Origin of the sequence: Nocardioides sp. (genome assembly GCF_050246775.1) — a bacterium.
Classification (GTDB): domain Bacteria; phylum Actinomycetota; class Actinomycetes; order Propionibacteriales; family Nocardioidaceae; genus Nocardioides.
Genome location: NZ_JBFWVK010000001.1, coordinates 1,137,851 through 1,164,422, shown reverse-complemented (window position 1 = coordinate 1,164,422; position 26,572 = coordinate 1,137,851). Strand labels below are relative to the sequence as shown.

The 26,572-nt window shown below is 68.6% G+C and carries 25 protein-coding genes; 21 read left to right on the top strand and 4 right to left on the bottom strand.

The window, feature by feature from the left end; genetic code table 11:
- Positions 1 to 43 precede the first annotated feature (43 nt).
- Positions 44 to 1,936 (top strand): cation:proton antiporter, encoded by a 1,893-nt coding sequence (locus tag AB7I40_RS05470; RefSeq protein ID WP_428344035.1) that lies wholly within the window; start codon positions 44 to 46, stop codon positions 1,934 to 1,936.
- Between the two features lie 3 nt (positions 1,937 to 1,939).
- Here AB7I40_RS05470 and AB7I40_RS05465 read toward each other — a convergent pair whose 3' ends face one another.
- Complete coding sequence (locus AB7I40_RS05465) at positions 1,940 to 2,767, bottom strand: SDR family oxidoreductase (protein ID WP_428344034.1); 828 nt, start codon at positions 2,765 to 2,767, stop codon at positions 1,940 to 1,942.
- A gap of 51 nt (positions 2,768 to 2,818) precedes the next feature.
- Here AB7I40_RS05465 and AB7I40_RS05460 point away from each other — a divergent pair, with 51 nt between their 5' ends.
- The gene (locus tag AB7I40_RS05460) at positions 2,819 to 3,454 is read left to right on the top strand and encodes an MBL fold metallo-hydrolase (protein WP_428344033.1); all 636 of its coding nucleotides are present in this window, start codon (positions 2,819 to 2,821) and stop codon (positions 3,452 to 3,454) included.
- Positions 3,455 to 3,465: 11 nt separating this feature from the next.
- Positions 3,466 to 3,717 carry a hypothetical protein gene (locus tag AB7I40_RS05455; protein ID WP_428344032.1) on the top strand — a complete coding sequence of 84 codons (252 nt, stop codon included), beginning with the start codon at positions 3,466 to 3,468 and terminating at the stop codon, positions 3,715 to 3,717.
- Between the two features lie 4 nt (positions 3,718 to 3,721).
- On the opposite strand, the gene AB7I40_RS05450 is transcribed toward AB7I40_RS05455, so the two are convergent.
- Positions 3,722 to 4,948, bottom strand: coding sequence for an isochorismate synthase (locus AB7I40_RS05450; protein ID WP_428344294.1), 1,227 nt, complete (start codon positions 4,946 to 4,948; stop codon positions 3,722 to 3,724).
- A gap of 32 nt (positions 4,949 to 4,980) precedes the next feature.
- Positions 4,981 to 6,078, bottom strand: a complete 1,098-nt coding sequence (locus AB7I40_RS05445) for a peptidoglycan-binding protein (RefSeq protein ID WP_428344031.1) — start codon at positions 6,076 to 6,078, stop codon at positions 4,981 to 4,983.
- 113 nt (positions 6,079 to 6,191) lie between these two features.
- Here AB7I40_RS05445 and AB7I40_RS05440 point away from each other — a divergent pair, with 113 nt between their 5' ends.
- From AB7I40_RS05440 to AB7I40_RS05360, 17 genes are all read left to right on the top strand, one after another.
- Positions 6,192 to 6,881, top strand: coding sequence for a demethylmenaquinone methyltransferase (locus AB7I40_RS05440; RefSeq protein ID WP_428344030.1), 690 nt, complete (start codon positions 6,192 to 6,194; stop codon positions 6,879 to 6,881).
- A 148-nt stretch (positions 6,882 to 7,029) separates the two neighbouring features.
- Complete coding sequence (locus AB7I40_RS05435; RefSeq protein ID WP_428344029.1) at positions 7,030 to 8,331, top strand: geranylgeranyl reductase family protein; 1,302 nt, start codon at positions 7,030 to 7,032, stop codon at positions 8,329 to 8,331.
- Positions 8,332 to 8,336: 5 nt separating this feature from the next.
- Complete coding sequence (locus AB7I40_RS05430) at positions 8,337 to 8,720, top strand: NADH-quinone oxidoreductase subunit A (RefSeq protein WP_428344293.1); 384 nt, start codon at positions 8,337 to 8,339, stop codon at positions 8,718 to 8,720.
- A 66-nt stretch (positions 8,721 to 8,786) separates the two neighbouring features.
- On the top strand, positions 8,787 to 9,341 hold the full coding sequence (locus tag AB7I40_RS05425; RefSeq protein ID WP_428344028.1) for a NuoB/complex I 20 kDa subunit family protein: 555 nt from the start codon (positions 8,787 to 8,789) through the stop codon (positions 9,339 to 9,341).
- Complete coding sequence (locus tag AB7I40_RS05420; protein WP_428344027.1) at positions 9,338 to 10,066, top strand: NADH-quinone oxidoreductase subunit C; 729 nt, start codon at positions 9,338 to 9,340, stop codon at positions 10,064 to 10,066. The genes AB7I40_RS05425 and AB7I40_RS05420 overlap by 4 nt, the downstream gene beginning before the upstream one ends.
- Complete coding sequence (locus AB7I40_RS05415) at positions 10,066 to 11,424, top strand: NADH-quinone oxidoreductase subunit D (RefSeq protein WP_428344026.1); 1,359 nt, start codon at positions 10,066 to 10,068, stop codon at positions 11,422 to 11,424. Before AB7I40_RS05420 ends, AB7I40_RS05415 begins: the two co-directional genes overlap by 1 nt.
- A complete protein-coding gene (nuoE, locus tag AB7I40_RS05410; RefSeq protein ID WP_428344025.1) occupies positions 11,421 to 12,224 on the top strand; it encodes an NADH-quinone oxidoreductase subunit NuoE in 804 nt (267 codons plus the stop codon). Before AB7I40_RS05415 ends, nuoE begins: the two co-directional genes overlap by 4 nt.
- Positions 12,221 to 13,531 (top strand): NADH-quinone oxidoreductase subunit NuoF, encoded by a 1,311-nt coding sequence (gene nuoF / locus AB7I40_RS05405; protein ID WP_428344024.1) that lies wholly within the window; start codon positions 12,221 to 12,223, stop codon positions 13,529 to 13,531. The genes nuoE and nuoF overlap by 4 nt, the downstream gene beginning before the upstream one ends.
- On the top strand, positions 13,528 to 15,987 hold the full coding sequence (locus tag AB7I40_RS05400) for an NADH-quinone oxidoreductase subunit G (protein WP_428344023.1): 2,460 nt from the start codon (positions 13,528 to 13,530) through the stop codon (positions 15,985 to 15,987). Before nuoF ends, AB7I40_RS05400 begins: the two co-directional genes overlap by 4 nt.
- Positions 15,987 to 17,276 carry an NADH-quinone oxidoreductase subunit NuoH gene (nuoH, locus tag AB7I40_RS05395; RefSeq protein WP_428344022.1) on the top strand — a complete coding sequence of 430 codons (1,290 nt, stop codon included), beginning with the start codon at positions 15,987 to 15,989 and terminating at the stop codon, positions 17,274 to 17,276. The genes AB7I40_RS05400 and nuoH overlap by 1 nt, the downstream gene beginning before the upstream one ends.
- Complete coding sequence (nuoI, locus tag AB7I40_RS05390) at positions 17,276 to 17,818, top strand: NADH-quinone oxidoreductase subunit NuoI (RefSeq protein WP_428344021.1); 543 nt, start codon at positions 17,276 to 17,278, stop codon at positions 17,816 to 17,818. Before nuoH ends, nuoI begins: the two co-directional genes overlap by 1 nt.
- Complete coding sequence (locus AB7I40_RS05385; protein ID WP_428344020.1) at positions 17,815 to 18,705, top strand: NADH-quinone oxidoreductase subunit J; 891 nt, start codon at positions 17,815 to 17,817, stop codon at positions 18,703 to 18,705. The genes nuoI and AB7I40_RS05385 overlap by 4 nt, the downstream gene beginning before the upstream one ends.
- Positions 18,702 to 19,001: an NADH-quinone/ubiquinone oxidoreductase subunit 4L family protein gene (gene nuoK / locus AB7I40_RS05380; RefSeq protein WP_428344019.1), complete on the top strand. Its 300-nt coding sequence runs from the start codon at positions 18,702 to 18,704 to the stop codon at positions 18,999 to 19,001. The genes AB7I40_RS05385 and nuoK overlap by 4 nt, the downstream gene beginning before the upstream one ends.
- A gap of 13 nt (positions 19,002 to 19,014) precedes the next feature.
- Positions 19,015 to 20,946 carry an NADH-quinone oxidoreductase subunit L gene (gene nuoL / locus AB7I40_RS05375; protein WP_428344018.1) on the top strand — a complete coding sequence of 644 codons (1,932 nt, stop codon included), beginning with the start codon at positions 19,015 to 19,017 and terminating at the stop codon, positions 20,944 to 20,946.
- Positions 20,947 to 20,998: 52 nt separating this feature from the next.
- Positions 20,999 to 22,528 carry an NADH-quinone oxidoreductase subunit M gene (locus AB7I40_RS05370; protein WP_428344017.1) on the top strand — a complete coding sequence of 510 codons (1,530 nt, stop codon included), beginning with the start codon at positions 20,999 to 21,001 and terminating at the stop codon, positions 22,526 to 22,528.
- Positions 22,525 to 24,117 carry an NADH-quinone oxidoreductase subunit NuoN gene (nuoN, locus tag AB7I40_RS05365; protein WP_428344016.1) on the top strand — a complete coding sequence of 531 codons (1,593 nt, stop codon included), beginning with the start codon at positions 22,525 to 22,527 and terminating at the stop codon, positions 24,115 to 24,117. Before AB7I40_RS05370 ends, nuoN begins: the two co-directional genes overlap by 4 nt.
- Positions 24,114 to 25,121, top strand: a complete 1,008-nt coding sequence (locus AB7I40_RS05360) for a polyprenyl synthetase family protein (protein ID WP_428344015.1) — start codon at positions 24,114 to 24,116, stop codon at positions 25,119 to 25,121. The genes nuoN and AB7I40_RS05360 overlap by 4 nt, the downstream gene beginning before the upstream one ends.
- A gap of 7 nt (positions 25,122 to 25,128) precedes the next feature.
- Here AB7I40_RS05360 and rarD read toward each other — a convergent pair whose 3' ends face one another.
- On the bottom strand, positions 25,129 to 26,034 hold the full coding sequence (gene rarD / locus AB7I40_RS05355) for an EamA family transporter RarD (RefSeq protein WP_428344014.1): 906 nt from the start codon (positions 26,032 to 26,034) through the stop codon (positions 25,129 to 25,131).
- Between the two features lie 132 nt (positions 26,035 to 26,166).
- Between rarD and AB7I40_RS05350 the strand changes: the two genes are divergently transcribed.
- Entirely contained in the window at positions 26,167 to 26,571 is a 405-nt protein-coding gene (locus AB7I40_RS05350) for a hypothetical protein (protein ID WP_428344013.1), read from the top strand.
- Position 26,572 lies beyond the last annotated feature (1 nt).

Below are 26,572 nucleotides of genomic sequence, written 5' to 3'. Positions count from 1 at the left end.
CCGCGGGACACGATTCAACGGGGTGGGAGGTCACAATGGCCACGTGGAAATTGCCTTGTTCCTGGTGGCCCTGTCCGTCGCGGTGCTGACCATCACAGCCCTGGCCGAACGCATCGACGTGCCGGCACCCCTGCTGCTGATCCTGGGCGGCGTGATCGCCTCGTACCTGCCCGGCGTGCCGGTGGTCCACCTCGAGGCCGACGTCGTCCTCATCGGCCTGCTCCCACCGCTGCTCTACGCGACGGCGATCCAGACCTCCCTGGTTGACTTCAACGCCAACCGCCGCTCCATCCTGCTGCTCTCGGTGGGCCTGGTGGTGTTCACCGCCGCAGGGGTCGCGGTCGTCGTGCACGCGTTGATCCCGGGGATCGACTGGTGGGTGGCGGTGGCGATCGGGGCGGTCGTCGCGCCCCCGGATGCGGTGGCGGCCACCGCGATCGCCCGCCGGATCGGCTTGCCACGCCGGATCGTCACGATCCTCGAGGGTGAGTCGCTGCTCAACGACGCGACCGCGCTGGTCACCCTGCGGACCGCGGTCGCCGCCATCGGCACGGCGGGAGCGGCCGCGACCCACGGCGGCGAGGTGACGATGGGTGGGGTCGGACTCGACTTCCTCATCGCCGCGGGCGGTGGCGTGGCGGTCGGTGTCCTGGCCTTCGTGATCGTGGCCTGGTTGCGCAAGAAGATCACCGACCCGATCCTGGACACCGCGATCTCGTTCGTGATCCCGTTCGCCACCTACCTGCTCGCCGAGGAGATTCACGCCTCCGGCGTCGTCGCTGTGGTCGTGGCCGGGTTGCTGCTCGGGCACAAGGCCCCGATCCTGCAGACCGCCCAGTCGCGGATCTCCGAGCGGATGAACTGGCGCACCATCGCCTACGTCCTGGAGAACACCGTCTTCGCCCTGATCGGCCTGCAGGCCCGCTGGATCATCGAGGACGTGGGGGCCAGTGAGCTGTCGTTGGGCCGCATCATCGCCGTGTGTGCCGCGACCCTGCTGGCCGTGGTCGTCCTGCGGATCGGCTGGGTCTTCGTCGCCCGCTACCTGCTGGTGCGGCCGGGCCCCGACCCGGCGACCGGGCATGCCCCACCCTGGCAGTTCACCTTCATCCTGGGTTGGGCCGGCATGCGCGGCGTGGTCACCCTGGCCGCGGCGTTCGTCATCCCCGAGGACACGCCCCACAGCGAGGTGCTGCTGCTGATCGCCTTCACGGTGGTGGCCGGCACCCTGTTCATCCAGGGACTGTCCCTGCCGTGGCTGGCGCGCGCCCTCAAGGTGCCTTCACCGGATCCGATGGACGATGCCCTGGCCCGGGCCACCGTCCTCCAGCAGGCCTCCAAGTCCGGCCTCAAGGAGCTCAAGGCGCTCGAGGTCGAGGACGACCACGGCGTCTTCGAGCTGATCCGCCAGCGCATCGACCAGCGCAACTTCGCCGCCTGGGAACGACTCGGCACGGTCAGCGAGCGGGAGACGCCGAGCGAGCTGTACGCGCGGGTCCGGTCGGCGATGATCGATGCGGAGCGCAAACGCGTGCTGGAGATCCGCAGCGCCGGCACCGTCGACTCCAGCGTCGTCTCCGAGGTGCTGTCGATGCTCGACGTGGAGGAGTCGATGCTCGACGTCGCCACCCAGAACCGTGAGGAGCTCAAGACCATCACGGCCAGCCGGCGGCGCACCGGGGACGTCTGCGACGAGCTCCTGGCCTTCCCGGCGATCGAGACCATGGAGGACCCGGTGTGTGCGCGGTGCCTGGCCGAAGGCCTGAAGTGGGTGGCTCTGCGCCAGTGCCTGGCCTGCGGCAACGTGGCCTGCTGCGACTCCTCGCCGCAGCAGCACGCCACCGCTCACTTCAGGGAGACCACCCATCCGGTCATGCAGTCGGCCGAACCGGGGGAGGACTGGCGCTGGTGCTACCTGCACCACCTGACGGCGTGAGCCTCACTGCATGAGGACCTGTTCCAGCGTGCGGGCCTCGTGGCCGGTCACCCGGCGGACGTCGTCGGTCACCTCCGCGACCGACCCGTCGCGGATGGCGGTGTAGGTGCTGACCCAGGCGTCGAGCTGCCACTGCTCGGCGCCGTACTCTGCGCGCCGCCAGGCGTAGGCCTGCTCCACGGTCTCGTCCTCGAAGCGGAGGTCGCGACCGAGTACGGCGCTCGCGCGGGCCGCGATCTCGGTCAGGGTCAGCGCAGCGGGCCCGGTCAGGGTGTAGGTCAGCGCGGCGTGCGCGCCCGGATCGCGGAGCACTCGCTCGGCGACATCGGCGACGTCGATCCTCCCGACCGCGGCGACCTTGCCGTCACCGGCCGGCCCCCGGATCGCGCCGCTCGGATCAGCGAAGAGGGGCAGCAGGTCGGCGTAGAAGTTGTCCCGCAGGATCGTGAAGGCCATGCCGCTCTCGCGGATCGCCTGCTCGGCGTCGGCGTGGTCGCGTCCGAGCGTGAAGGTGGCGTCGGGAGCCGCTCCGGAGAACGAGGTGTAGACGAGATGGCGCACGCCGGCCTCGGCGGCCGCGCCGATGAAGGTGCGGTGCTGCTGCCGTCGGTCCACCGCCTCGGCCCCCGAGACCATGAACAGGGTGTCCACCCCGGCCAGCGCCTGGCGGGAGGCCGCCGCGTCGCTGTACGACGCCTGACGGACCTCGCTGCCCGGGATGGAGGGTGCCCGTCCAGGATCGCGCACCACCAGCACGGGGGCGAGGTCACTCAGTGCGGCGGCGACGAGGCCACCCAGGGCACCGGTCGAGCCGGTCAGTGCAAGGGTCATGCAGGCGATTGTGCCCCCACCGTGCTCGGCGACCACCGATAGGCTGGTCTCATGCGGATCACGAAGTTCGGGCACGCCTGCGTCAGGATCGAGTACGACGGGCACACGCTGGTGCTCGACCCGGGCATGTTCACCGACCCCGAGGCGGTCGACGGGGTCGACGCCGTCCTGATCACGCACCAGCACTACGACCACTGGGATGCCGAGCTCCTGCGCAACACCGATGCACCCGTCTACACCATCGCGGCGGTGCGCGACCAGATCGCCAGCGAGGCGCCGGACGTCGCGGAGCGGGTCAGCGTGGTGGCCCCGGGCGACAGCCTCGACATCGGCCTGCCGGTGACGGTGGTCGGTGAGCTCCACGCGGTGATCCATCCGGAGTTCCCCCGTTTCGACAACTCCGGCTACCTGATCACCGCGGGGGAGCAGAAGCTGTTCCACCCCGGTGACGCGCTCCAAGTGCCGGGTGAGCCGATCGATGTCCTGTGTGCACCCTCGAGCGCGCCGTGGCTCAAGGCCTCGGAGGCGGTCGACTTCGTGCGTGCCGTGCAGGCACCGGTCAACATCTCGATCCATGACCGCATCTACACCGAGGCCGCTCACGACATCCTCGAGCACCACATGCACGCGTTCCTGAACAAGACCGGGCAGACCTGGGTGCGGCTCGACGACGGCAGCGACCTCTGAGCAGCCACCTGGTGGCCGGCCTGATCAGCCTGGCCGCCCTGCTGCTGGTGACCGGCTGGCTGGTCGTGCGCCCCGGCTTCCTGGCGCGGGCGGCCTGGGTGCTGAACGCCACGGCGTGGTGGTTGCTCAACAAGTCACTCGAGGGACCCATCCTGCTGCGGCTCACCGACGACAGCGGCGTGACGCTGGCCGACGTCCTGCCGCTGCTCTGCATCGCCGCTGTGATGCTGGCGCGCTACCGGCGCCAGCATTCCCTGCGCTGAGGCGTCAGATGCCTTCGAGCGCGTCGCGGACCGGCACGAACTTGGCCTGGGCCTCGGCCAACTCGGCCTCGGGATCGGAGTCGGCCACGATGCCGCAGCCCGCGAACAGTCGCACGGTCTGGCCCTCGACGGCGGCCGAACGCAGCGCGATGCCCCACTCGCCGTCACCGCTGGCATCCATCCAGCCGACCGGCCCGGCGTAGCGGCCCCGGTCCATGCCCTCGATCTCGGTGATGAGGGCCACCGCGGCGGCGGTGGGAGTGCCCCCGACGGCCGCCGAGGGGTGCAGCGCCTCGGCCAGCTGCAGCGACGAGGCGGCGTCGTGCACCACACCGGCCACGTCGGTCGCGAGGTGCATCACGTTGGGAAGGTGCAGCACGAACGGGGTGTCGGGCACGTTCATCCCCGAGCAGTGCGGCTCGAGCGCCTCGGCGACCGACCGCACGGCGTACTCGTGCTCCTCGAGGTCCTTCGAGGACCGCGCGAGGGCGCCGGCGAGCGCGAGGTCGTGCTCGTCGTCACCGGTACGCCGGATCGTGCCGGCCAGGACCCGTGAGGTGACCAGGCCGCGCTCCCGGCGTACGAGCATCTCCGGCGTGGCCCCGAACATCCCGTCGACATGGAAGGTCCAGCACATGGGGTAGGTCGACGCCAGTCGGGCCAGCGGCCAGCGGACGTCGATGGTGGCGTCGGCGGTGGCCACCAGGTCGCGGGCCAGCACGACCTTCTCCAGCTCGCCCGCGTCGATCCGGGTCACGGCGTCGGCGACCACCGACATCCACTGCTCGCTGTTCAGTGCCCCGTCGGCGAACGTCACCACCGGCGGTGCCGGGAGCTCGTGGTGCTCGAGGTTCGCGGGACCACCGACGCTCGTCACCCAGGCCACGTCGCCACGGGTGCCGACGATCACGCGAGGCACGACCAGGACGGAGTCGCCGGGCTCGTCGGAGAAGGCGAAGCTGCCGAAGCAGACCGGCCCGGTCCCGGGCTCCTCGACCTCGTCGACGACCTCGGCGCGGGCCAGCAGCTCGCTCCACCACTTGGCGGCGTCGGCGAAGCGGGTCGGCCCCGAGGTGCGGATGATCGCCGCCACGCCCCAGCCGACCAGCCCCTCACCCCGTCGCAGCCAGGTGACCGGCGCGTCCGGTGGGAGCAGGGTGAGCAGGTCGTGCACCGGGGCGTCGAGTGCGCGGGTGTGGACGACGAGGGGTTCGTCCGTGGACGCGCTCAGGGTCACGAGGCCGAAGTTTACGCCGGGCCGGTTCACGACCAGTAAACGACGACCTTGTCCCCGATCTGCACCTGGTCGAACAACCACGCCATGCCGTCGTAGTCGCGCACGTTGACGCATCCGTGGGAGGCCCCGGAGTAGCCGTTGGCAGCGAAGTCGGGCGAGTAGTGCACGGCCTGTCCACCGGAGAAGAACATCGCGAAGGGCATCGAGGTGTTGAAGAGGCTGGACACGTGGTCGCGCGACTTGCTCTTCACCGAGAACGCCCCCTCGCGGGTGGGCAGCTCGTCGGAGCCGAACCGTGCGTCGTAGGTGGCGACGACATGGCCGTCGATGACCCACCGCACCGACTGGCTGGTCTTGTCGACGCACAGCGCCCGGCCGACCTTGCACCGGGCGTCCAGTGCGCCGGGCTGCGGCTCGATGTTGAACAGCTGCTCGTGGGTGGGCTCCACCGTCATGGCCACCAGACGGTCCATGGTGCGCTGGTCGACCTCACCGGTGACCGGGATCCCCCGCTTGGCCTGGAACCCGCGCACGGCCTCGACGGTCCCGGCGTCGTAGGTGCCCGAGACGTCACCGAACAGCCACGCGATCTGCTTGAGGCGCGCCTGCACAGCGCGCACCGGGTCACCGCTGTTCCCGGCCGACAACAGGGCCGGGCCGGGGTGCAGCACGTTGAACAGCTGGTCATGGTTCGGTGTCCTGGTCATCTTCACCAGGCGCTTCCAGGTGCGCTGGTCGACCACGCCCGTCGCGGTCAAGCCGCGCTTGTCCTGGAAGCCTGCGACTGCGGCCTTGGTCGCACGGTCGTAGTCGCCGGTGGTGAGCTCGGGCCACCAGGCGAGCTGGTAGAGGCGGTGCTGCAGCTCGCGCACGGCCTTGCCGCTGCTCCCGGGCGTGAGGACGTCGTCGGGAGTGGGTGCGGCGCTGGGACTCGGGCTCTTGACCGGAGTGGGTTCGCGCGTGGCGTCCGGGCTCGGTTCGGTGGTCGGCGTGGGGGCGCCGGCATCGGCCTGCGACCCGCTCTGCGCGGGCCAGTGGCGCACGGCGTACCCGGTGCCGAGCGCGACCGCAGCCAGCACCGCGGCGCACAGCACCGTGAGTGCGAGCTTCCTGAACAACATCATCTGGATCTCCGAGAGTCGTCGAGTGAACCATTCTTGATGACAAAGACGCTCATTCCCGGCATTTGGTTGCTCCCGATGCCCGCTGGGCTCCTGAGCGCTCCTACGCTGTCCCTGTGCCCCGCGCTGAACTCGACAAGTTGCCGACCGACGTCCGCCAGATGTTCGATGCCGTCGCCCAGCGCTACGACATCACCAACGACGTCCTCTCGCTGGGCCAGGACCGGCGCTGGCGCACCGAGGTGATCGATGCGGTCGATCCGAGGCCGGGTGACCTGGTGCTGGACCTCGCGGCAGGCACGGGCACCTCGAGCCAGCCCTTCGCCGACCGGGGGGCCAGTGTCGTGCCCTGCGACTTCTCGGTGGGGATGTTGAAGGTGGGCAAGCAGGCCCGGCCCTCGCTGCGGTTCGTCGCTGGCGACGGCACTCAACTTCCCTTCGCCGACGACACGTTCGACGCCGTCACCATCTCGTTCGGCCTGCGCAACATCGTCGACCCGCTGGCCGGACTGCGGGAGATGCGCCGGGTCACCAAGCCCGGCGGACGCCTCGTGGTGTGCGAGTTCAGCCACCCCACAAACGGCCCGTTCCGAACGGTCTACATGGAATACCTCATGAAGGCGCTGCCGGCGATCTCGCGGGCTGTCTCGAGCAGCCCGGACGCCTATGTCTACCTCGCGGAGTCCGTCCGGGCCTGGCCCGACCAACAGGGTCTGTCGACCCAGATCGCTGGGGCCGGCTGGGCTGACGTCGCCTTCCGCAACCTGTCCGGCGGCATCGTGGCCCTGCACCGCGCCACTGCTTAATAACGCAAGCCCGACCTTGGCTAAATCTGCTGGTCAGGGGCAGGGTCGCGCCTTTGGCGTGGGAGTCCTAGACTGTCGAACGCGGCTCATGTGAACTGATTCACAAGATCACAATGGCGTCCGCGGCAAGGACGAGAGGACAGGTGCGATGAGCCGGACGCTCGCTGACGAGCGACAGGCCGACGTGATCATCGTCGGCGCCGGGCCGGGCGGCTCAGCAGCCGCCTACCACCTCGCCGCAGCCGGAGTCGACGTCCTGCTCCTGGAGAAGTCGGCGTTTCCGCGCGACAAGATCTGCGGCGACGGACTCACCCCGCGCGCCGTACGCCAACTCATCGCGATGGGCTTCGACCTCGACGAGCCGGGTTGGCAGAAGAACAAGGGCCTGCGCATCGTGGGGGCCGGTCACCGGCTCGAGCTGCCGTGGCCCGAGCTGACCAGCTTCCCGAGCTACGGCATGGTCCGCACCCGGATGGAGCTCGACGAGATCCTGGCGCGGCACGCCCAGAAGGCCGGCGCCCGGCTCATGGAGCGCATGAACGTCACCGGTCCGGTCCTCGACGAACGCACCGGCCGAGTCATCGGCGTCACTGCCAAGCCCGTCGACGAGCGCGGGCGCAAGGCCGGCGACGAGATCACCTACTCCGCCCCGATCGTGATCGCCGCCGACGGTGTGAGCGCCCGGATGGCCACCGCCCTCGGGATCGAACGCCGCGAGAACCGACCCATGGCCGTCGCGGTCCGTGCCTACTACGAGACGCCGCGCCACCAGGACGAGTGGATGGAGTCCTGGCTCGAGCTGTGGACCGGGGAGCCCGGCAAGTCCGACCTGCTGCCCGGCTACGGGTGGATCTTCGCGGTCGGCGACGGGACGGCCAATGTCGGCATGGGTCTGCTCAACTCCAGCAAGGGCTTCCAGGACGTCAACTACCGCGACAGCCTGACCCGCTGGCTGGCGAACACGCCCGAGGAATGGGGCTTTCGCGGCGACACCAACCTGGTCGGCAAGATCGGCTCGGCGGCCCTGCCGATGGCGTTCAACCGCAAGCCGCACTACACCCGCGGGCTCCTGCTGGTCGGCGACTCCGGCGGCATGACCAACCCGTTCAACGGCGAAGGCATCGACTACGCCCTCGAAGCCGGGCACATGGCGGCCGAGACGATCGTCCAGGCCCTGGCCCGCCCGGAGGGTGCTGGTCGCGAGCAGGTGCTTCAGGGCTACGCTGCGCATCTCGACCAGGAATACGGCGGGTACTTCACGCTGGGCCGGGTCTTCGCCAAGATGATCGGCAACCCGATGTTCATGAAGCAGGCAACGAAGTACGGCCTGCCTCGTCCCACCCTGATGCGGTTCATGCTCAAACTGATGGCCAACCTGACCGATCCCCGTGACGGCGACGCCATGGACCGCGTGATCAACGGACTCAGCAAGGCGGCGCCCAGGGCCTGAGGGCACTGGACGTACGACGAGGAGAAGACATGGAGCTCTACACACCGGTCCTGGCACTGGCGATCCTGGCAGCAGGCTTCGCCATCTTCTCGATCGTCGTCAGCTCGCAGACCGGGCCCAAGCGCTACAACCGGGCCAAGCTCGACTCCTACGAGTGCGGGATCGAGCCGACCCCGCAGCCGGTCGGCGGCGGCCGGTTCCCGGTGAAGTACTACATCACCGCGATGATGTTCATCGTCTTCGACATCGAGATCATCTTCCTCTACCCCTGGGCCGTGCACTTCGACGCCATGGGGTTCTTCGGACTGGTCGAGATGGTCATCTTCATCGCCACCGTCTTCGTCGCCTACGCCTACGTCTGGCGCCGCGGCGGACTGGACTGGGACTGAGAGCCGCGATGACCGCACCCTGCCCCCGCACGCACCTCGCCACCCACAGAGGGAGTCACTGACCACATGGGACTTGAAGAGAAGCTTCCCTCCGGCGTCCTGCTGACCACGGTCGAAGGTGTTGCCGGCTACATGCGCAAGGCGTCGTTCTGGCCGGCCACCTTCGGCCTGGCCTGCTGCGCCATCGAGATGATGACCTCAGGCGGACCGAAGTACGACCTCGCCCGCTTCGGCATGGAGGTCTTCCGGGCCAGTCCTCGCCAGGCCGACCTGATGATCGTGGCCGGGCGAGTGAGCCAGAAGATGGCCCCGGTCCTGCGCCAGATCTACGACCAGATGGCCGAGCCCAAGTGGGTCCTCGCCATGGGGGTGTGTGCCAGCTCCGGCGGCATGTTCAACAACTACGCGATCGTGCAGGGTGTCGACCACGTCGTGCCCGTCGACATGTACCTGCCCGGCTGCCCGCCCCGTCCGGAGATGCTGATCGATGCGATCCTCAAGCTCCACGACCAGGTGCAGGCCACCAAGCTGGGCGCCAACCGCCTCGCGCAGATCCAGGACCTCGAGACCGAGGCCCTCAACGCCCTGCCGACCTCCGAGATGAAGGGCCTGCTTCGGTGAGCGACGACAAGGACGTGGTCTCGACCGGACCCGACCAGGCAGCGGTCGAGCAGTCACCGGAGAATCTGCCGCCAGCAGATGACGTCCAGCAGGTCGAGCAGGTCGGCGTACGCACCGGCATGTTCGGGGTATCCGGCACGGGCGACACCTCCGGCTACGGCGGACTGGTCAAGCCCATCGAGCTCCCGGCGGCTGCAGCGCGACCGTTCGGCGGTTGGTACGACGACGTGGCCGACGCCATCGAGTCCACCCTGGGTCTGGAGAAGGTGGTGGTGCACCGCGGTGAGATCACCTTCCACGTCCGGCGCGAGGAGCTCCCGGCGATCGCCCTGCTGCTGCGCGACGACCCGAAGCTGCGCTTCGAGTTCTGCGCGGGCGTCAGCGGCGTGCACTACCCCGATGACCACGGTCGTGAGCTGCACGCGGTCTACCACCTGCTCTCGATGACCCACAACCGCCGGATCCGGCTCGAGGTCACCTGCCCCGACGCCGATCCGCACATCCCGAGCATCGTCGGCATCTACCCGACCAACGACTGGCACGAGCGCGAGACCTGGGACTTCTTCGGGATCATCTTCGATGGACACCCGGCCCTGACCCGCGTGCTCATGCCCGACGACTGGCCGGGCCACCCGCAGCGCAAGGACTACCCCTTGGGCGGCATCCCTGTGGAGTACAAGGGCGGCACGGTTCCGCCGCCGGACCAGCGGAGGTCTTACAACTGATGGTTTCGCCAGGCTCAACCACCGAGAACGAAGACATCTACGCGGGCGCGTCCGAGACCAACCAGGGGCGCGTGTTCACCGTCACCGGTCAGGACTGGGACACCGTCGTCCAGGGCATCGCCGAGGAGGCCGACGAGCGTGTCGTGGTCAACATGGGCCCGCAGCATCCCTCCACGCACGGCGTCCTGCGACTGATCCTGGAGCTCGAGGGCGAGACAGTCACCGAGGCGCGCTGCGGCATCGGCTACCTGCACACCGGCATCGAGAAGAACATGGAGTACCGCTCCTGGGTCCAGGGCGTCACGTTCTGCACGCGCATGGACTACCTGTCGCCCTTCTACAACGAGGCGACCTACTGCCTGGGCGTGGAGCGCCTGCTCGACATCGAGGACGACATCCCCGAGAAGGCCCAGGTCATGCGGGTGCTCCTGATGGAGCTGAACCGGATCTCCTCGCACCTGGTCTGCATCGCCACCGGGGGCATGGAGATCGGCGCCCTGACCGTGATGACCATCGGATTCCGCGAGCGCGAGCTGGTCCTCGACCTGTTCGAGCTCATCACCGGTCTGCGGATGAACCACGCCTTCATCCGGCCCGGCGGGGTCGCCCAGGACCTGCCCAACGGTGCCCTGGACGAGATCGGCAGCTTCATCAAGCTGATGCGCAAGCGCCTCACCGAGTACGCCGCACTGTGCAACGCCAACCCGATCTTCAAGGCCCGGCTCGAAGGGGTGGGACACCTCGACCTGGCCGGATGCCTGGCGCTCGGGCTCTCAGGACCGCCGCTGCGGGCCAGCGGCTACCCCTGGGACCTGCGCAAGACCCAGCCCTACAGCGGCTACGAGGACTACGACTTCGACGTCCAGACCTGGGACACCTGCGATGCCTACGGCCGCTTCCGGGTCCGGCTCAACGAGATGGAGGAGTCGCTGCGCATCGTCGAGCAGTGTGCTTCCCGCCTGAGCAAGCTCGAGGGCGCGCCGGTGATGGTCTCGGACAAGAAGATCGCCTGGCCCAGCCAGCTGGCCATCGGCAGCGACGGCATGGGCAACAGCCTCGACCACATCAAGCACATCATGGGTGACTCCATGGAGGCGCTGATCCATCACTTCAAGCTGGTCACCGAGGGCTTCCGGGTCCCGCCCGGCCAGGCCTACGTGCCCATCGAGTCGCCGCGCGGCGAGCTCGGCGCCCACGTGGTCTCCGACGGCGGCACCCGGCCCTTCCGGGCCCACTTCAGGGATCCCTCGTTCACCAACCTGCAGGCGACGAGCGTGATGAGCGAGGGTGGCCAGGTCGCCGACGTCATCGTCGCCATCGCCTCCATCGACCCCGTGATGGGAGGCGTTGACCGATGACCGAGGTCCCTTCGACAGGCTCAGGACAGCGCTCGACGAGCTCGATCAGCGACACCACCTACGCCGAGCTCCAGGAGATCGCGGCCCGCTATCCGCAGGCGCGCTCGGGACTGCTGCCGATGCTCCACCTCGTGCAGTCCGCCGCCGGACGGGTCACCCCCGAAGGCATCGAGGCCTGTGCCGAGATCCTCGGGATCAGCGCGGCCGAGGTCAGCGGGGTGGCGACGTTCTACACGATGTACAAGCGCCGCCCGGTCGGCGACTACCACGTCGGCGTCTGCACCAACACGCTGTGCGCGGTCATGGGTGGCGACCTCATCTTCGAGCGCCTCAAGGACCACCTCGACGTCGGCAACGACGAGACGACCCCCGACGGCGAGTCGGCCAGGACGATCACGCTGGAGCACCTCGAGTGCAACGCCGCCTGCGACTACGCGCCGGTGATGATGGTCAACTGGGAGTTCATGGACAACCAGACCCCGGAGTCCGCCGTACGCCTGGTCGACGACCTGCTCGCCGGCACCGAGGTCCAGTCCACCCGCGGTGCCCGCCTGTGCACCTGGCGCGAGGCCGAGCGGGTGCTCGCCGGGTTCCCCGACGGGCGGGCCGACGAGGGCCCTTCGGCCGGGCCGGCTTCGCTGGTCGGGTTGAAGATCGCCCGGGAGAACGGCTGGACCGCTCCGGAGGGCGGCGCCCAGGGCAAGGCAGGCTCCACCGCGGACAGCAAGGTCGAGGCGGTCGAACAGGCCGACACCTCCCGCGCCGAGTCCGAGACCAAGGTCGAGGAGGGCAAGAAGTGACTGACACATTGACGCCGGTGCTGACCGACAACTGGGACCAGGAGCGCTCCTGGACGCTGGCGGCCTACGAGTCGCAGGGCGGGTACGACGCCCTGAAGAAGGCACTCGCCATGGCTCCCGACGACGTGATCGCCGCGGTCAAGGACTCCGGTCTGCGAGGTCGCGGCGGCGCGGGCTTCCCCACCGGCATGAAGTGGAGCTTCATCCCCCAGACCAACCCCAACCCGAAGTACCTCGTCGTCAACGCCGACGAGTCGGAGCCGGGCACCTGCAAGGACATGCCGCTGCTGATGGCCAGCCCGCACACCCTGGTCGAGGGCGTGATCATCTCCAGCTTCGCGATCCGGGCCAACCACGCCTTCATCTACATCCGCGGTGAGGTGCTCCACGTCATCCGTCGACTGCAGGCAGCCGTGGCGGAGGCCTACGCCGCCGGGCACCTCGGCAAGAACATCCACGGCACCGGCTACGACCTCGACCTGGTCGTGCACGCCGGCGCGGGCGCCTACATCTGTGGCGAGGAGACCGCCCTGCTGGACTCCCTCGAGGGACGTCGCGGCCAACCCCGTTTGCGGCCCCCGTTCCCGGCCGTGGCCGGGCTCTACGCGAGCCCGACCGTCATCAACAACGTCGAGTCGATCGCCTCGGTGCCCAGCATCATCGCGAACAGCGCCGAGTGGTTCGCCTCGATGGGCACCGAGAAGTCCAAGGGCTACGGCATCTTCTCGCTGTCGGGTCACGTCACGAACCCCGGACAGTTCGAGGCCCCGCTGGGCATCACCCTGCGCGAGCTGATCGACCTGGCCGGTGGCATGCGCGATGGCCACGAGCTCAAGTTCTGGACACCGGGCGGCTCCTCGACCCCGCTGTTCACCGACGAGCACCTCGACGTACCGCTCGACTTCGAGAGCGTCGGTGCCGCCGGGTCGATGCTGGGCACCCGCGCCCTGCAGCTGTTCGACGAGACCACCTGCGTGGTGCGCGCCGTGCTGCGCTGGACCGAGTTCTACAAGCACGAGTCCTGTGGAAAGTGCACCCCGTGCCGCGAGGGCACGTGGTGGCTGGTGCAGACCCTGGCCCGGCTCGAGAAGGGGGATGGCTCCGAGGACGACCTCGAGATGCTGCTCGACCAGTGTGACAACATCCTGGGCCGCTCGTTCTGTGCCCTCGGCGACGGGGCCACCAGCCCGATCTCCTCCTCGATCAAGTACTTCCGCGAGGAGTACCTCGCCCACCTGACCCACGGCGGCTGTCCGTTCGACCCGGCCGCCTCGACCGTCTTCGTCTCCGAAGGAGCCTCAGCATGACCGTTCGACAGGCTCAGGACGGCGGCGCGGAGGTCGTGAAGTCGGACCTCATCAACGTCACCATCGACGGCGTCGAGACCAGTGTGCCCAAGGGCACCCTGGTGATCCGGGCCGCCGAGGAGATCGGGGTGCAGATCCCGCGGTTCTGCGACCACCCGCTCCTGGCCCCGGTCGGCGCCTGCCGACAGTGCCTGGTGGAGGTCTTCCTGCCCGGCCCCGACGGGTCGCTGCGCCAGATGCAGGGCCCACCCGGTCAGATGAAGCCCCAGGCATCCTGCACCCTGCCGGTCACCGAGGGCATGGTCGTCAACACCCAGATCACCTCGCCGGGGGCCGACAAGGCCCAGCAGGGCGTGATGGAGTTCCTGCTGGTCAACCACCCGCTCGACTGCCCTGTCTGCGACAAGGGTGGCGAGTGCCCGCTGCAGAACCAGGCGATGTCCAACGGCCGAGGCGAGTCCCGTTTCGGGGCCAAGGGCGGCGTGAAGCGTACCTTCCCCAAGCCGATCAACATCTCCGCCCAGGTGCTGCTCGACCGCGAGAGGTGCGTGCTCTGCGCCCGCTGCACCCGCTTCTCCGAGCAGATCGCCGGTGACCCGTTCATCGCCCTCATCGAGCGCGGAGCCCTGCAGCAGGTCGGCATCTACGAGAAGGAGCCCTTCGAGAGCTACTTCTCCGGCAACGCCATCCAGATCTGCCCGGTCGGTGCCCTGACCAGCGCGGAGTACCGCTTCCGCTCGCGCCCCTTCGACCTGGTCTCCACGCCTGCGATCGCCGAGCACGACGCGTGCGGCTCCGCGATCCGCGTCGACCACCGTCGTGGCAAGGTGATGCGTCGCCTGGCCGGCAACGACCCCGAGGTCAACGAGGAGTGGATCACCGACAAGGACCGCTTCGCGTTCCACTACGCCACCGCTGCCGACCGGCTCACCCACCCGCTGGTGCGCGGCGAGGACGGCGAGCTCCGAGCGGCGTCCTGGCCCGAGGCCTTTGCCGTGGCCGCCCGCGGGCTCGCGGCGGCCGGCAGCGCTGGCGTGCTCACCGGCGGTCGGCTGACCGCCGAGGACGCCTACGCCTACAGCAAGTTCGCCCGGGTCGTCCTGGGCACCAACGACATCGACTTCCGGGCTCGGCCGCACTCCGCCGAGGAGGCCGCCTTCCTGGCCTCCGACGTGGTGCTGACCCAGTCCGTCTCGTACGCCGACCTCGAGACCGCCTCGTTGGTGGTGCTGGCCGGGCTCGAGCCCGAGGACGAGGCCGGGTCCATCTTCCTGCGCCTGCGCAAGGCATCACGCACCGGCACCCGGGTGCTCTCGATCGCGCCGTACACCTCGCGAGGGCTGCACAAGATGGGCGGCACGCTCCTCGCGACCGCCCCCGGTGACGAGCCCGCAGCCCTCGACTCCCTCCTCGGTCACGCCGACCACGGCCTCGACGCCACGTCCGTGATCCTCGTCGGGGAGCGACTGGCCACCGTGCCTGGTGCGCTGAGTGCAGCCTCCGCCCTGGCGAGGAAGTCCGGGGCCCGGCTGGCGTGGGTGCCGCGACGTGCCGGTGACCGGGGCGCCCTGGAGACCGGCTGCCTGCCCAACCTGCTGCCCGGCGGTCGGCCGGTAACCGACTCGGCAGCGCGCGTCGACGCCGCAGCCGCGTGGGGAGTCGACCACCTCCCGGAGGCCGTGGGGCGTGACACCGACGCCATCCTCGCCGCGCTGACCGCCGGTGAGCTCGGCGCTCTGGTGATCGCCGGGGTGGACCCCGACGACCTCGCCAACCCGGCGGGTGCTCGTGCCGCGATCCGCGCGGCCGGCTTCGTGGTCAGCCTCGAGCTGCGCGAGAACGACGTCACCCGCGCCGCCGACGTGGTCTTTCCCGTCGCCCCGGTCTCGGACAAGGCGGGCATGTTCGTCAACTGGGAGGGTCGCCCGCGTCCCTTCGACGCGGTCTTCAGCAACCCGGCCGCCCTTCCGGACCTGCGGATCCTCGCCGGCATCGCTGAGGAGGCCGGCACCTCGCTCGGATTCAAGACCTCGCAGCAGGCGCGGGCCCAGCTGGAGGAGTTCGGACCGTGGGACGGCGAGCGCGCCGCCTCGGCGGTTGCTCCCAAGCGGGTGGAGCGCAAGGTGCTCAAGCGTCGTACTGAGCCTGTCGGAGTGGCCAAGCTCGCCCTTGCCACCTGGAAGCAGCTGCTCGACAACGGATCGCTGCAGGACGGCGACGCCAACCTGCGCGCCACCGCACGGACACCGGTGGCCCGGGTGTCCCGGGAGACTGCTGAGATGCTCAAGGGCGATAGCGTCACCCTGACCGGTGACCGTGGGTCGGTCACGCTGCCCATCGAGGTGGCCGACCTGGCCGACGGCACGGTCTGGGTGCCGGCGAACTCCTTCGGCAACGGGGTGCTCGCCGACCTGGCATCACCCGGCAGTTCGGTCACCGTGAAGGGAGCCCTGTGATGGACGAGCGCCTCGCCCAGTTCGGGCAGGACCCGGTCTGGCTGGTCATCATCAAGGCCGTGCTGGTCTTCGTCGTGCTGGTGCTGCTCACCCTGTTCAACATCTGGCTCGAGCGCCGGGTCGTGGCGCGCATGCAGCACCGCATCGGCCCCAACGTCAACGGTCCCTTCGGTCTGCTGCAGTCACTCGCCGACGGCGTCAAGCTCGCGCTGAAGGAGGACATCGTGCCGAAGGCGGCCGACAAGGTCGTCTTCATCCTCGCGCCCGTGATCGCTGTCATTCCGGCCTTCGTGACCTTCTCGGTCATCCCGTTCGGACCGGAGGTCGGGGTGCCGTTCAGCGACCTGACGACTCCTCTGCAGCTCACCGACATGCCGGTGGCCGTGCTGTTCGTGATGGCCGTGGCGTCGATCGGCATCTACGGCATCGTGCTCGGCGGCTGGTCCTCGGGTTCGACCTACTCCCTGCTCGGCGGACTGCGCTCCAGCGCCCAGATGATCTCCTACGAGGTGGCCATGGGGCTCGCCCTCGTGGCGGTCTTCCTGTACGCCGGCTCGATGTCGACCAGCGAGATCGTGGACGCCCAGGGTGACCTGTGGTTCGGGCTGATCCTCGCGCCGTCCTTCGTGATCTACACCATCGCCATGATCGGTGAGACCAACCGCGCGCCGTTCGACCTGCCCGAGGCCGAGGGCGAGCTCGTCGGCGGCTTCCACACCGAGTACTCCTCGCTCAAGTTCGCGCTGTTCTTCCTCGCCGAGTACATCAACATGGCCACTGTGTCGGCGCTGGCCACCACCCTCTTCCTCGGCGGCTGGCACGCGCCGTTCTGGATCGACCACGTGTGGGCGGGCGCCAACCAGGACTACTGGCCGGTGCTGTGGTTCTTCGGCAAGGTCTTCTTCTTCATCTTCATCTTCATCTGGCTGCGGGGCTCGCTGCCGCGTCTGCGCTACGACCAGTTCATGGCCTTCGGCTGGAAGCGCCTCATCCCAGTGGCGCTGGTCTGGATCGTCGCCGTCGCGACCATCCGGGCGATCAGCCTCAACGGCGGGGTCGACCGGACCGGCCTGCTGATCGGGATCGGCATCCTCGCGGTGATCTTCCTCGGACTGTTCTTCGTGCCGGAACCGGGCAAGGACGAGGACTCCCACGAGGAGGAGGGCGAGTTCGACGCCCACGTCGCCGGCTTCCCGGTGCCGCCCATGCCTGCAGGCGGCGCGATCCGCGGCGCTGCTGCCACGCTCACGTTCGACAAGTCGGTCACGCAGACCGCTGAGGAGATCTGATGCCCACGCTCAAGGAGCAGTTCTGGGACCCGGTCGCGGGTTTCGGGGTGACCTTCCGGACGATGTTCCGCAAGGTGGTCACCGAGCAGTACCCCTTCGAGAAGATGCCCACCGCCCCACGGTTCCACGGACGTCACCAGCTCAACCGCTGGCCTGACGGGCTGGAGAAGTGCATCGGGTGCGAGCTGTGTGCGTGGGCCTGCCCGGCCGACGCCATCTACGTCGAAGGTGGCTCCAACTCCGACGGTCCTGACGGTGAACGGTTCAGCCCCGGCGAGCGCTACGGGCGGGTCTACCAGATCAACTACCTGCGCTGCATCCTGTGCGGGCTGTGCATCGAGGCGTGCCCGACGCGCGCCCTGACGATGACCAACGAGTACGAGCTGGCCGACAACAACCGGGCCGACCTGATCTACGAGAAGTCCGACCTGCTCGCCCCGCTGCTGCCGGGGATGGAGCAGCCCCCGCACCCCATGCGGCTCGGCACCGACGAGGGTGACTACTACCGCGGCGACTTCAAAGCGCAGGAGGCCGACCAGTGATCGCTTTCTGGATCCTCGCGCCGATCATGGTGATCGCTGCCCTCGGCATCCTGTTCGTCCGCAAGGCGGTGCACGCCGCCCTGCTCCTGGCCGTGGTGATGATGAGCCTGGCCATCCTCTACCTGGCCCTCGAGGCGCCGTTCCTGTTCGCGGTGCAGATCATCGTCTACACCGGCGCCATCCTGATGCTCTTCCTGTTCGTCCTGATGCTCGTCGGGGTGGATGCTGCCGACTCGGTCGTGGAGACGATCAAGGGCCAGCGTCTGCTGGCCACCGTCTTCGGCCTGCTCCTCGGGATCACGCTGGTCGTCGCGCTCGGTCAGCTGACCCTCGGTGACGCGGTCGGCCTCGACAAGGCCAACCGGGGCGGCAACATCGAACAGCTCGCCAACCTGCTCTTCTCCAAGTACGTCTTCGCCTTCGAGACCACGAGCGCGCTGCTCATCACCGCAGCGATCGGCGCGATGGTGCTGGCCCACCGCGAGCGGATCACCCCGCGCGCCGGCCAGGCCGAGCTGGCCGCCAAGAGGATCAAGGACTTCGCGGAGTCCGGGTTGCACCCCGGGCCGTTGCCCTCTCCCGGCGTCTACGCCCGACACAACGCCGTCGACACTCCCGCGCTGCTGCCTGACGGCACCGCCGAGGAGTCCTCGGTGTCCCGGGTGCTGGCAGCCCGAGGGACGGTCCGGTCGGCACCAGCCATGGCTGAGAGCATCGACGAGCTGCAGCGCCAGATCAGCGGAGGCGTGGTCTCGACAAGCTCGACCACCGAATATCGCTCGACCACCGAATCTCGCTCGACCACCGAGGGTCGCTCGACCACCGAGGGCCGCTCGACCACCGAACCTCGCTCGACCGGCGACACCGACAAGGGGGAGCAGCCGTGAGTGTCACTCCCTACATCGTGCTCTCCGCGATCCTGTTCACCATCGGCAGCGTGGGCGTGCTGACCCGTCGCAACGCCATCGTCGTGTTCATGTGCGTGGAGCTCATGCTCAACGCCTCGAACCTCGCCCTGGTGGCCTTCGCCAAGCAGCACGGCAATCTCGACGGGCAGATCGCGGCCTTCTTCGTGATGGTCGTCGCCGCAGCCGAGGTGGTCGTCGGGCTGGCGATCATCATGACCATCTTCCGGACCCGACGCTCGGCCTCGGTCGACGACGCAAGCCTGCTGAAGTACTAAGGGGCTCAGTCACATGTACGCACTTCATGAGGGAGCCCACATTCCCGTCATCGACCTGTCCCAGGCAGACGGCGCCTTCGCGCTGATCTGGCTGGTGATCGCGCTGCCGCTGGCCGGTGCCGCGATCCTGCTCATCGGGGGGAAGGCCACCGACAAGTGGGGTCACCTCCTGGGCACCGCCACCTCGGTCGGCTCGTTCCTGCTGAGCCTGGTCCTGTTCTTCACCCTCCTCGGGCGTGACGAGGCCAACCGCTCCATCGGGCAGCACCTGTTCGACTGGGTCGACGCCGGCAAGTTCCACGTCGGCATGGACCTGCTCTACGACCCGCTGAGCTCGCTGTTCCTGCTCCTCATCACCGGCGTCGGATCCCTGATCCACGTCTACTCCATCGGCTACATGGAGCACGACGAGCGTCGGCGGAGGTTCTTCGGCTACCTCAACCTGTTCGTGGCCGCGATGCTGATGCTGGTGCTCGCGGAGAACTACCTCGGCCTGTTCCTCGGCTGGGAGGGTGTCGGGCTGGCGTCGTACCTCCTGATCGGCTTCTGGCAGCACAAGCCCTCGGCATCGGCCGCGGCCAAGAAGGCCTTCATCATGAACCGGGTCGGGGACCTGGGCATGTCGCTGTCGATCATGTTGATGTTCGTCACCTTCGGCACCATCTCCTTCAGCGGGGTCTCCGCCGCCGCCGACGGTGCCAGCGAGAAGACCTTGACGATCATCGGCCTGCTGCTCCTGCTGGGTGCCTGCGGCAAGTCCGCCCAGGTGCCCCTGCAGGCCTGGCTCCTCGACGCCATGGAGGGCCCGACCCCGGTGTCGGCGCTCATCCACGCGGCCACCATGGTGACGGCCGGTGTCTACCTGATCGTGCGCTCCAACTTCATCTTCGAGAACGCGCCCAACGCCCAGACGATCGTCATCGTCGTCGCGGTCGTCACGCTCCTGTGGGGTGCTGTCCTCGGTTGTGCCAAGGACGACATCAAGAAGGCACTCGCAGGGTCGACCATGAGCCAGATCGGCTACATGATGCTGGGCGCGGGTCTCGGCGTCGCCGGCTACGCGTTCGCGATCTTCCACCTGATCACGCACGGCTTCTTCAAGGCCAACATGTTCCTGGGTGCCGGATCGGTCATGCACGCCATGGACGACGACGTCGACATGCGTCACTACGGCGCACTTCGCAAGATGCTCCCGGTCACGTTCCTGACCTTCGCGATGGGCTACCTCGCGATCATCGGCTTCCCGGGCTTCTCCGGCTTCTGGTCCAAGGACAAGATCATCGAGACCGCCTACGGCCACAGCATCTGGGTGGGGGTGCTGGCCACGCTCGGCGCAGGTATCACCGCGTTCTACATGACCCGCCTGATGCTGATGACCTTCTTCACCAAGGAGCGTTGGGAGGAGGACCTGCACCCGCACGAGTCCCCCAAGGTGATGACGGTGCCGCTCATCGTGCTCGCCGCCCTCTCGGTGCTCGGCGGCCTGCTGTTGCTCAACGACTGGATCGTGGACTACCTCAGTCCGGTGGTGGGCACTGCGGAGCACGAGGAGCTGCCGCTGCCGGCGCTCGTCCTCACCCTGATCGTCGTGCTGACCGTGGCGGCCGGTGTGGCCACTGCGTGGGTGCTGGTGGGCTCGCGTGAGGTGCCTCGCGAGGCTCCCCAGGACGTCTCGTTCGCCACCAAGGCCGCGCGCGCCGACCTGTACGGCGACGCCATCAACCAGGAGCTGGTGGTCGGGCCGACCACTGCCCTGATCGGTGGCCTGACCGTGTTCGACCGCACGGTGGTCGACGGCGTCTTCGAGGGTGGTGCGCTCGCCACCGGGGGGTTTGCCTCCCGGTTCCGTCGCATCCAGAACGGCTACGTCCGCTCCTATGCCCTCTCCGTGCTCGCCGGCGTGCTCATCGTCGTCCTGGCCCTCCTGGCGGTGAACTTCGCATGATCCACCCCACGACATCGCTCGCTGCGCTCCAGATTCCGCGAGGACCCCGAAAATGAGTGACTTCCCCTGGCTGACAGCCCTGGCCCTGACCCCACTGGTCGGCGCCCTGGTGACGGCGTTCCTGCCGCGCACCCCCGGCGCTGCCCTGCCCAAGCAGGTGGCCCTCGGGTTCTCCCTGCTCGCCCTGGCGATCGTGGTCGCGGTCGCGGTGCAGTACGACGCCGGCGCCGGCATGCAGTTCACCGAGACCCACACCTGGATCGAGGCCTTCGGGGCCAATTACGGGCTCGGTGTCGACGGTCTGGCGCTGACCCTGGTCGCCCTCACCTCGCTGCTCACCCCGGTCGTGATCCTGGCGTCGTGGAACGACGCCGACGAGCGCAACACCAACCTCTACTTCGCGCTGATGCTGGCGCTGGAGGGGCTGGCGCTCGGGGTCTTCATGGCCACCGACGTGTTCTTGTTCTACGTGCTGTTCGAGGCGACGCTGATCCCGGCGTACTTCCTCATCGGCTCGTTCGGGCGGGAGGGCCGCGCCAAGGCGGCGGTCAAGTTCCTGCTCTTCATGCTCGGCGGCGGCCTGGTGATGCTGGCCTCGGTCATCGGCCTCTACGTGGTCTCCTCCGACAACGGAGCCCCGTCGTACCTCATCTCCGATCTGGCCGCCCTCGACATCGGCGGCAACACCGGGCGCTGGCTGTTCGTCGGCTTCTTCATCGCGTTGGCGATCAAGTGCCCGCTGTTCCCGGTGCACACCTGGTTGCCGGACACCACCGCCGCCTCCACCCCGGGCACGAGCGTGCTGCTGGTGTGCGTGCTGGACAAGATCGGCACCTACGGCATGCTGCGGTTCTGTCTCGGGCTCTTCCCCGAGGCCTCGGACTGGGCGACCCCGGTGGTCATCACCCTGGCGCTGATCAGCGTGATCTACGGCGCCCTGATCGCGGTCGGGCAGGACGACCTGCTCCGCCTGATCGGTCTCACCTCGTTGAGCCACTTCGGCTACATCGTGCTGGGCATCTTCGTGATGAACAGCCAGGGGATCTCCGGCGCCACCCTGTTCATGGTCAACCACGGGCTGGCCACGGCGGCGTTGTTCCTGATCGCGGGCTACCTGATCAAGCGTCGCGGTGGATCTGCCCTGATCAGTCAGCAGGGTGGGATGGAGAAGGTGACGCCCCAACTGGCCGGCCTCTTCCTCATCGCCGGTCTGGCCTCGCTCGGCCTGCCCGGGCTGTCGCCGTTCGTCTCGGAGTTCCTGGTCATGCTGGGTGCGTTCAGCTACGCCTGGTGGGTGGGCTCGATCGCGGTCATCGGGATCGTGCTGGCGGCCATGTACATCCTCATCGCCTACGCCCGCACGTTCACCGGACCGACCCGGGCCGGGCTCGAGGGCATCCGTGACCTGCACCGTCTCGAGGTCGTCGCCGTCGCGCCCCTGCTGATCGCGCTCGTGTTCCTGGGCTTCTATCCCAAGCCGGTGCTCGACGTGATCAACCCGGCCACCGAGACGACCATGATCCACGTGGGCAAGACCGACCCGCCCGCGGATGTAGCTCAGGGCGAGGAGGCCCAGGAATGATCGAGTTCTCCAAGCCCACCATCGAGTACGGCGTCCTCTGGCCGTTGCTGCTCATCTTCGCCGTGGCCTGTGTCGGCGTCCTGGTCGAGGCTTTCGTGCCCCGCGCCAAGCGCTACGTGATCCAGTCCGTCCTCGCCGGCGCCGGCGTGGTCGCAGCCTTCGTGGGCGTCGTGTTCGTCGCGCGTGACCTGACCGTGCACAGTGACGGTGCTGCCCGCGGCAAGCTGGTGGCCGAGGGTGCCCTCGCCGTCGACGGACCCACGGTCTTCCTCTGGGGCCTGATCCTGTTGCTGGCCTTCGCCGGGGTGCTGCTGTTCGCCGAGCGCCACCTCGAGGGTGGTCTCTCCGCCTTCGCAGGACAGGCCGCGGCGCTGCCCGGGACCGAGGCCGAGCGACAGGCCTCTGCTCGTGGTCTCGACCACACCGAGGTCTTCCCACTGCTCATGTTCGCGGTCGCCGGCATGATGATGTTCCCGGCGGCCAACGACCTGCTCGCGCTGTTCGTGGCCCTCGAGGTGCTCTCGCTGCCGCTGTACCTGCTCTCCGGACTGGCCCGGCGCCGCCGGCTGCTCAGCCAGGAGGCGGCCCTGAAGTACTTCCTCCTCGGTGCGTTCTCCTCCGGCTTCTTCCTGTACGGCGTCGCGCTGGTCTACGGCTACGCCGGCAGCATGCAGTTCGCGGCGATCGACTCGGCGATGCGCAACACCGACGACAACCGGGCCCTGTTGCTGATCGGCATGGGCATGCTCACGGTCGGGCTGCTGTTCAAGGTCGGCGCGGTGCCGTTCCAGGCCTGGACGCCCGATGTCTACCAGGGTGCGCCGACGGCGGTCACCGCCTTCATGTCGGCCGCCACCAAGGTGGCCGCCTTCGGGGCGATCATGCGGCTGTTCTACGTCGCGTTCGGCTCGGAGCGCTGGAGCTGGCAGCCGCTGTTCTGGGTGATCGCCATCATCACCATGGTCGTGGGTGCGGTGCTCGCCATCGCGCAGTCCGACGTCAAGCGGATGCTCGCCTACTCCTCGGTGGCCCACACCGGGTTCCTGCTCACCGGTGTGCTCGGTGTCACGGCGCTCTCGGAGCGTGGCCCGGGCGAGATCAGCTCCCTGCAGGCCGTGCTGTTCTACCTGGTCACCTACGGCTTCCTGACCCTCGGTGCCTTCGCGCTCGTCTCGACGGTGCGTGACTCCGCCGGTGAGACCACCCAGCTGTCGCGGTGGGCGGGCCTCGGGCGCACCGAACCGGTGGTGGCAGGCATCTTCGCGCTCTTCCTGCTCGGCATGGCCGGCATCCCGCTGACCTCGGGCTTCACCGGGAAGTGGGCGGTCTTCGAGGTCGCCGGCGCCACCGGCGCGTGGCCGGTCGTCGTGGCCGCCGTGCTCACCAGCGCGATGGCCGCGTTCTTCTACCTGCGTGTGATCCGGCTGATGTACTTCACCGAGCCGGTCGGCGACGGACCCTCGGTCACCGCGCCGTCGATCCTGACCTCGGCGACCATCGCCCTGGCGGTCGGCGTCACGGTCGTCCTCGGGGTGATCCCGGGCCCGGTTCTCGATCTGGCCGGTCGTGCGGGAGAATTCATCAAGTGACCCAGGATTCCTCTGCCGGGCTGGCGCTGCCGGTCCTCGACGACGCGCTCGCTGCGCGCCTGCGGGCCCGGATGCTCGTGGTGGAGGAAGCCCTCGCGGGACACGTGCACGGCCAGACGCCGTTCGTCACCGAGGCCGCCAGTCACCTCATGTCGGCCGGCGGCAAACGCTTCCGGCCGCTGCTGGTGCTGCTCGCGGCGGAGGCCGGGCCCGACGCCGACAGCGACGAAGTCGTCACCGCGGCCTGTGTGGTCGAGCTGACCCACCTCGCCTCGCTCTACCACGACGACGTGATGGACGAGGCCGACCTGCGCCGAGGTGCGGCCTCGGCCAACGCGCGGTGGGACAACCACGTGGCGATCCTGGTGGGAGACTTCCTGTTCTCGAAGTCCTCGGAGCTGACCGCTGACCTGGGCGCTGACGCGGTGCGGATCCAGGCCCAGACCTTCACCCGCCTCGTCGAGGGTCAGATCCTCGAGACCGTTGCTCCCGAGCCCGGGGCAGACCCCTTGGAGCACTACCTCAAGGTGGTCGCCGGCAAGACCGGCTCGCTGATCGCGACCTCGGCGCGCTACGGAGCCAGGTTCGGCGGCGCGAGCGCCGACATCGAGGCCGCGCTCACGGCGTACGGCGAGATCGTGGGCTCTGCCTTCCAGCTCTCCGACGACATCCTCGACGTGGCCAGTGACTTCGAGGAGTCCGGCAAGACCCCCGGCACCGATCTGCGCGAAGGGGTGCCGACGTTGCCGGTGCTGCTGGCGCGCCGGTCGACCGATCCGGCCGACGAGCGACTGCTGTCGTTGCTCGCGGGGGACCTGAGCGGTGACGAGCTGCATGCCGAGGCCCTCGACCTGCTCCGCAAGCACCCGGCCATGGAGGAGGCGCGAGCCTACGTGGTCGCCCGTGCACAGGAGGCGAAGGCGCTGCTCGGTGCGTTGCCCCAGGGGCCGGTGCGTGAGGCGCTGGAGGCGTTCGCCGACGTGGTGGCGATCCGCTCCACCTGAGCCGGGCTCAGAGTGCGGCGGACTCGGCGGCCAGCCGGAGGTGCTGTCGCCGGTGTCGCAACGACTCGATCGTGAACACCATCAGGGCCAGCCAGACCAGCACGAAGCCGATCCAGCGACCTGCCGGCATGTCCTCGTGGAAGTAGAGGACGCCGAGCGCGAACTGGAGGATCGGGGCCAGGTACTGCAGCAGGCCCAGGGCGACCATCGGCACTCGGGTGGCAGCGGCGCTGAACATCACCAGTGGCACTGCGGTCACGATGCCGGTGGACATGAACAGCAACACGTGGCCGGCGCCGTGCTGGGTGAAGCCTGAGCCGCCGTCGGCCGAGAGCCACACGAGGTAGCCCGCGGCGAGTGGGGCGATCAGAAGGGTCTCGAGGGTGAGGCTCTCGATGGCCGGTGCATCGGCCTTCTTCTTGGCCAGGCCGTAGGTGCCGAACGAGAACGCGAGCAGCAGAGCGATCCAGGGCGGCCGCCCGTAGTCCAGCGTGAGGATCGCGACAGCGAGGGCGCCCAGGCCCAGGGCCGCCCACTGCCCCGGGCGGAGCCGCTCACCCAGCACGAAGACGCCCATGAGCACGGTCACGAGCGGGTTGATGAAGTAGCCGAGCGAGGTCTCCACGACCCGACCGTTGGTCACCCCCCAGATGTAGCCGCCCCAGTTGAAGGTGATGACGAGGGCGGCGACCGAGAGGATCAGGAAGGTGCGCCGGTCGGCGACGAGAGCGCGGAGGCTGGGTCCTCGGCGCAGGAGCAGCACCAGCAGGCTCATCGTGATCGCGGACCAGAGGATGCGGTGTGCGAGGAGCTCGATCGCCCCGGCCGGCTCCAGCAGTGGCCAGTAGATCGGGAAGGTGCCCCAGAGCCCATAGGCGGCAGCGCCGTACAGCATGCCGCGGCGCTTCTCCACGAGGTGAAGTATGCGACCGACATGTGCATTTGCAAACTTCTGGGGCGGTTTCGTGTTTGGCTGGTTCCGCGCGGGGGAACTAGCCCTGCGACACGTGTCACCACTACCGACAATCTCAGGGGGAACCTTCACATGAAGCGTCTTGTCACAGCCTTGGCCGTTCTGGCCCTCGCCTTCACCACCTTGCTCGTGGGCCCCGGTGCCCAGGCAAGCACCAGCTCCAGCACCACCGCCACCGTGAGCCAGGTGGGCGCCCCGGCGGCCGCACCGCAGCGCACGGTCGGCATCCGTTTCGTCGCCACGTCCGGCACCTACAAGTTCATCGGCAAGGTCACCCCGAAGGGCGGCAAGCGGGTCGCCGTCCTCCAGCAGCTGAGGGCCGGATCGTGGAAGCAGTTCAAGCGGGGCCAGACGAAGGCCAACGGCACCTATGCCTTCACCAGGTTGGCGCGCGCCGGCAAGTTCCGGGTGTTCATCCGGGCGTCCGCCGGCTACTCCGGCTCGTTCTCGAACGTCATCAAGGTCGTCAAGCGCTGAG

Excerpts from the sequence above, each read along its gene's own strand:
- nuoE (WP_428344025.1), top strand. The coding sequence starts at position 11,421 with ATGACCGAGGTCCCTTCGACAGGCTCAGGACAGCGCTCGACGAGCTCG.
- nuoL (WP_428344018.1), top strand. The coding sequence starts at position 19,015 with ATGTACGCACTTCATGAGGGAGCCCACATTCCCGTCATCGACCTGTCC.
- AB7I40_RS05465 (WP_428344034.1), bottom strand. The coding sequence starts at position 2,767 with ATGACCCTTGCACTGACCGGCTCGACCGGTGCCCTGGGTGGCCTCGTC.
- AB7I40_RS05370 (WP_428344017.1), top strand. The coding sequence starts at position 20,999 with ATGAGTGACTTCCCCTGGCTGACAGCCCTGGCCCTGACCCCACTGGTC.
- AB7I40_RS05415 (WP_428344026.1), top strand. The coding sequence starts at position 10,066 with ATGGTTTCGCCAGGCTCAACCACCGAGAACGAAGACATCTACGCGGGC.
- AB7I40_RS05350 (WP_428344013.1), top strand. The coding sequence starts at position 26,167 with ATGAAGCGTCTTGTCACAGCCTTGGCCGTTCTGGCCCTCGCCTTCACC.
- AB7I40_RS05400 (WP_428344023.1), top strand. The coding sequence starts at position 13,528 with ATGACCGTTCGACAGGCTCAGGACGGCGGCGCGGAGGTCGTGAAGTCG.
- AB7I40_RS05435 (WP_428344029.1), top strand. The coding sequence starts at position 7,030 with ATGAGCCGGACGCTCGCTGACGAGCGACAGGCCGACGTGATCATCGTC.
- nuoI (WP_428344021.1), top strand. The coding sequence starts at position 17,276 with ATGCCCACGCTCAAGGAGCAGTTCTGGGACCCGGTCGCGGGTTTCGGG.
- nuoN (WP_428344016.1), top strand. The coding sequence starts at position 22,525 with ATGATCGAGTTCTCCAAGCCCACCATCGAGTACGGCGTCCTCTGGCCG.
- AB7I40_RS05425 (WP_428344028.1), top strand. The coding sequence starts at position 8,787 with ATGGGACTTGAAGAGAAGCTTCCCTCCGGCGTCCTGCTGACCACGGTC.
- AB7I40_RS05460 (WP_428344033.1), top strand. The coding sequence starts at position 2,819 with ATGCGGATCACGAAGTTCGGGCACGCCTGCGTCAGGATCGAGTACGAC.
- AB7I40_RS05445 (WP_428344031.1), bottom strand. The coding sequence starts at position 6,078 with ATGATGTTGTTCAGGAAGCTCGCACTCACGGTGCTGTGCGCCGCGGTG.
- nuoH (WP_428344022.1), top strand. The coding sequence starts at position 15,987 with ATGGACGAGCGCCTCGCCCAGTTCGGGCAGGACCCGGTCTGGCTGGTC.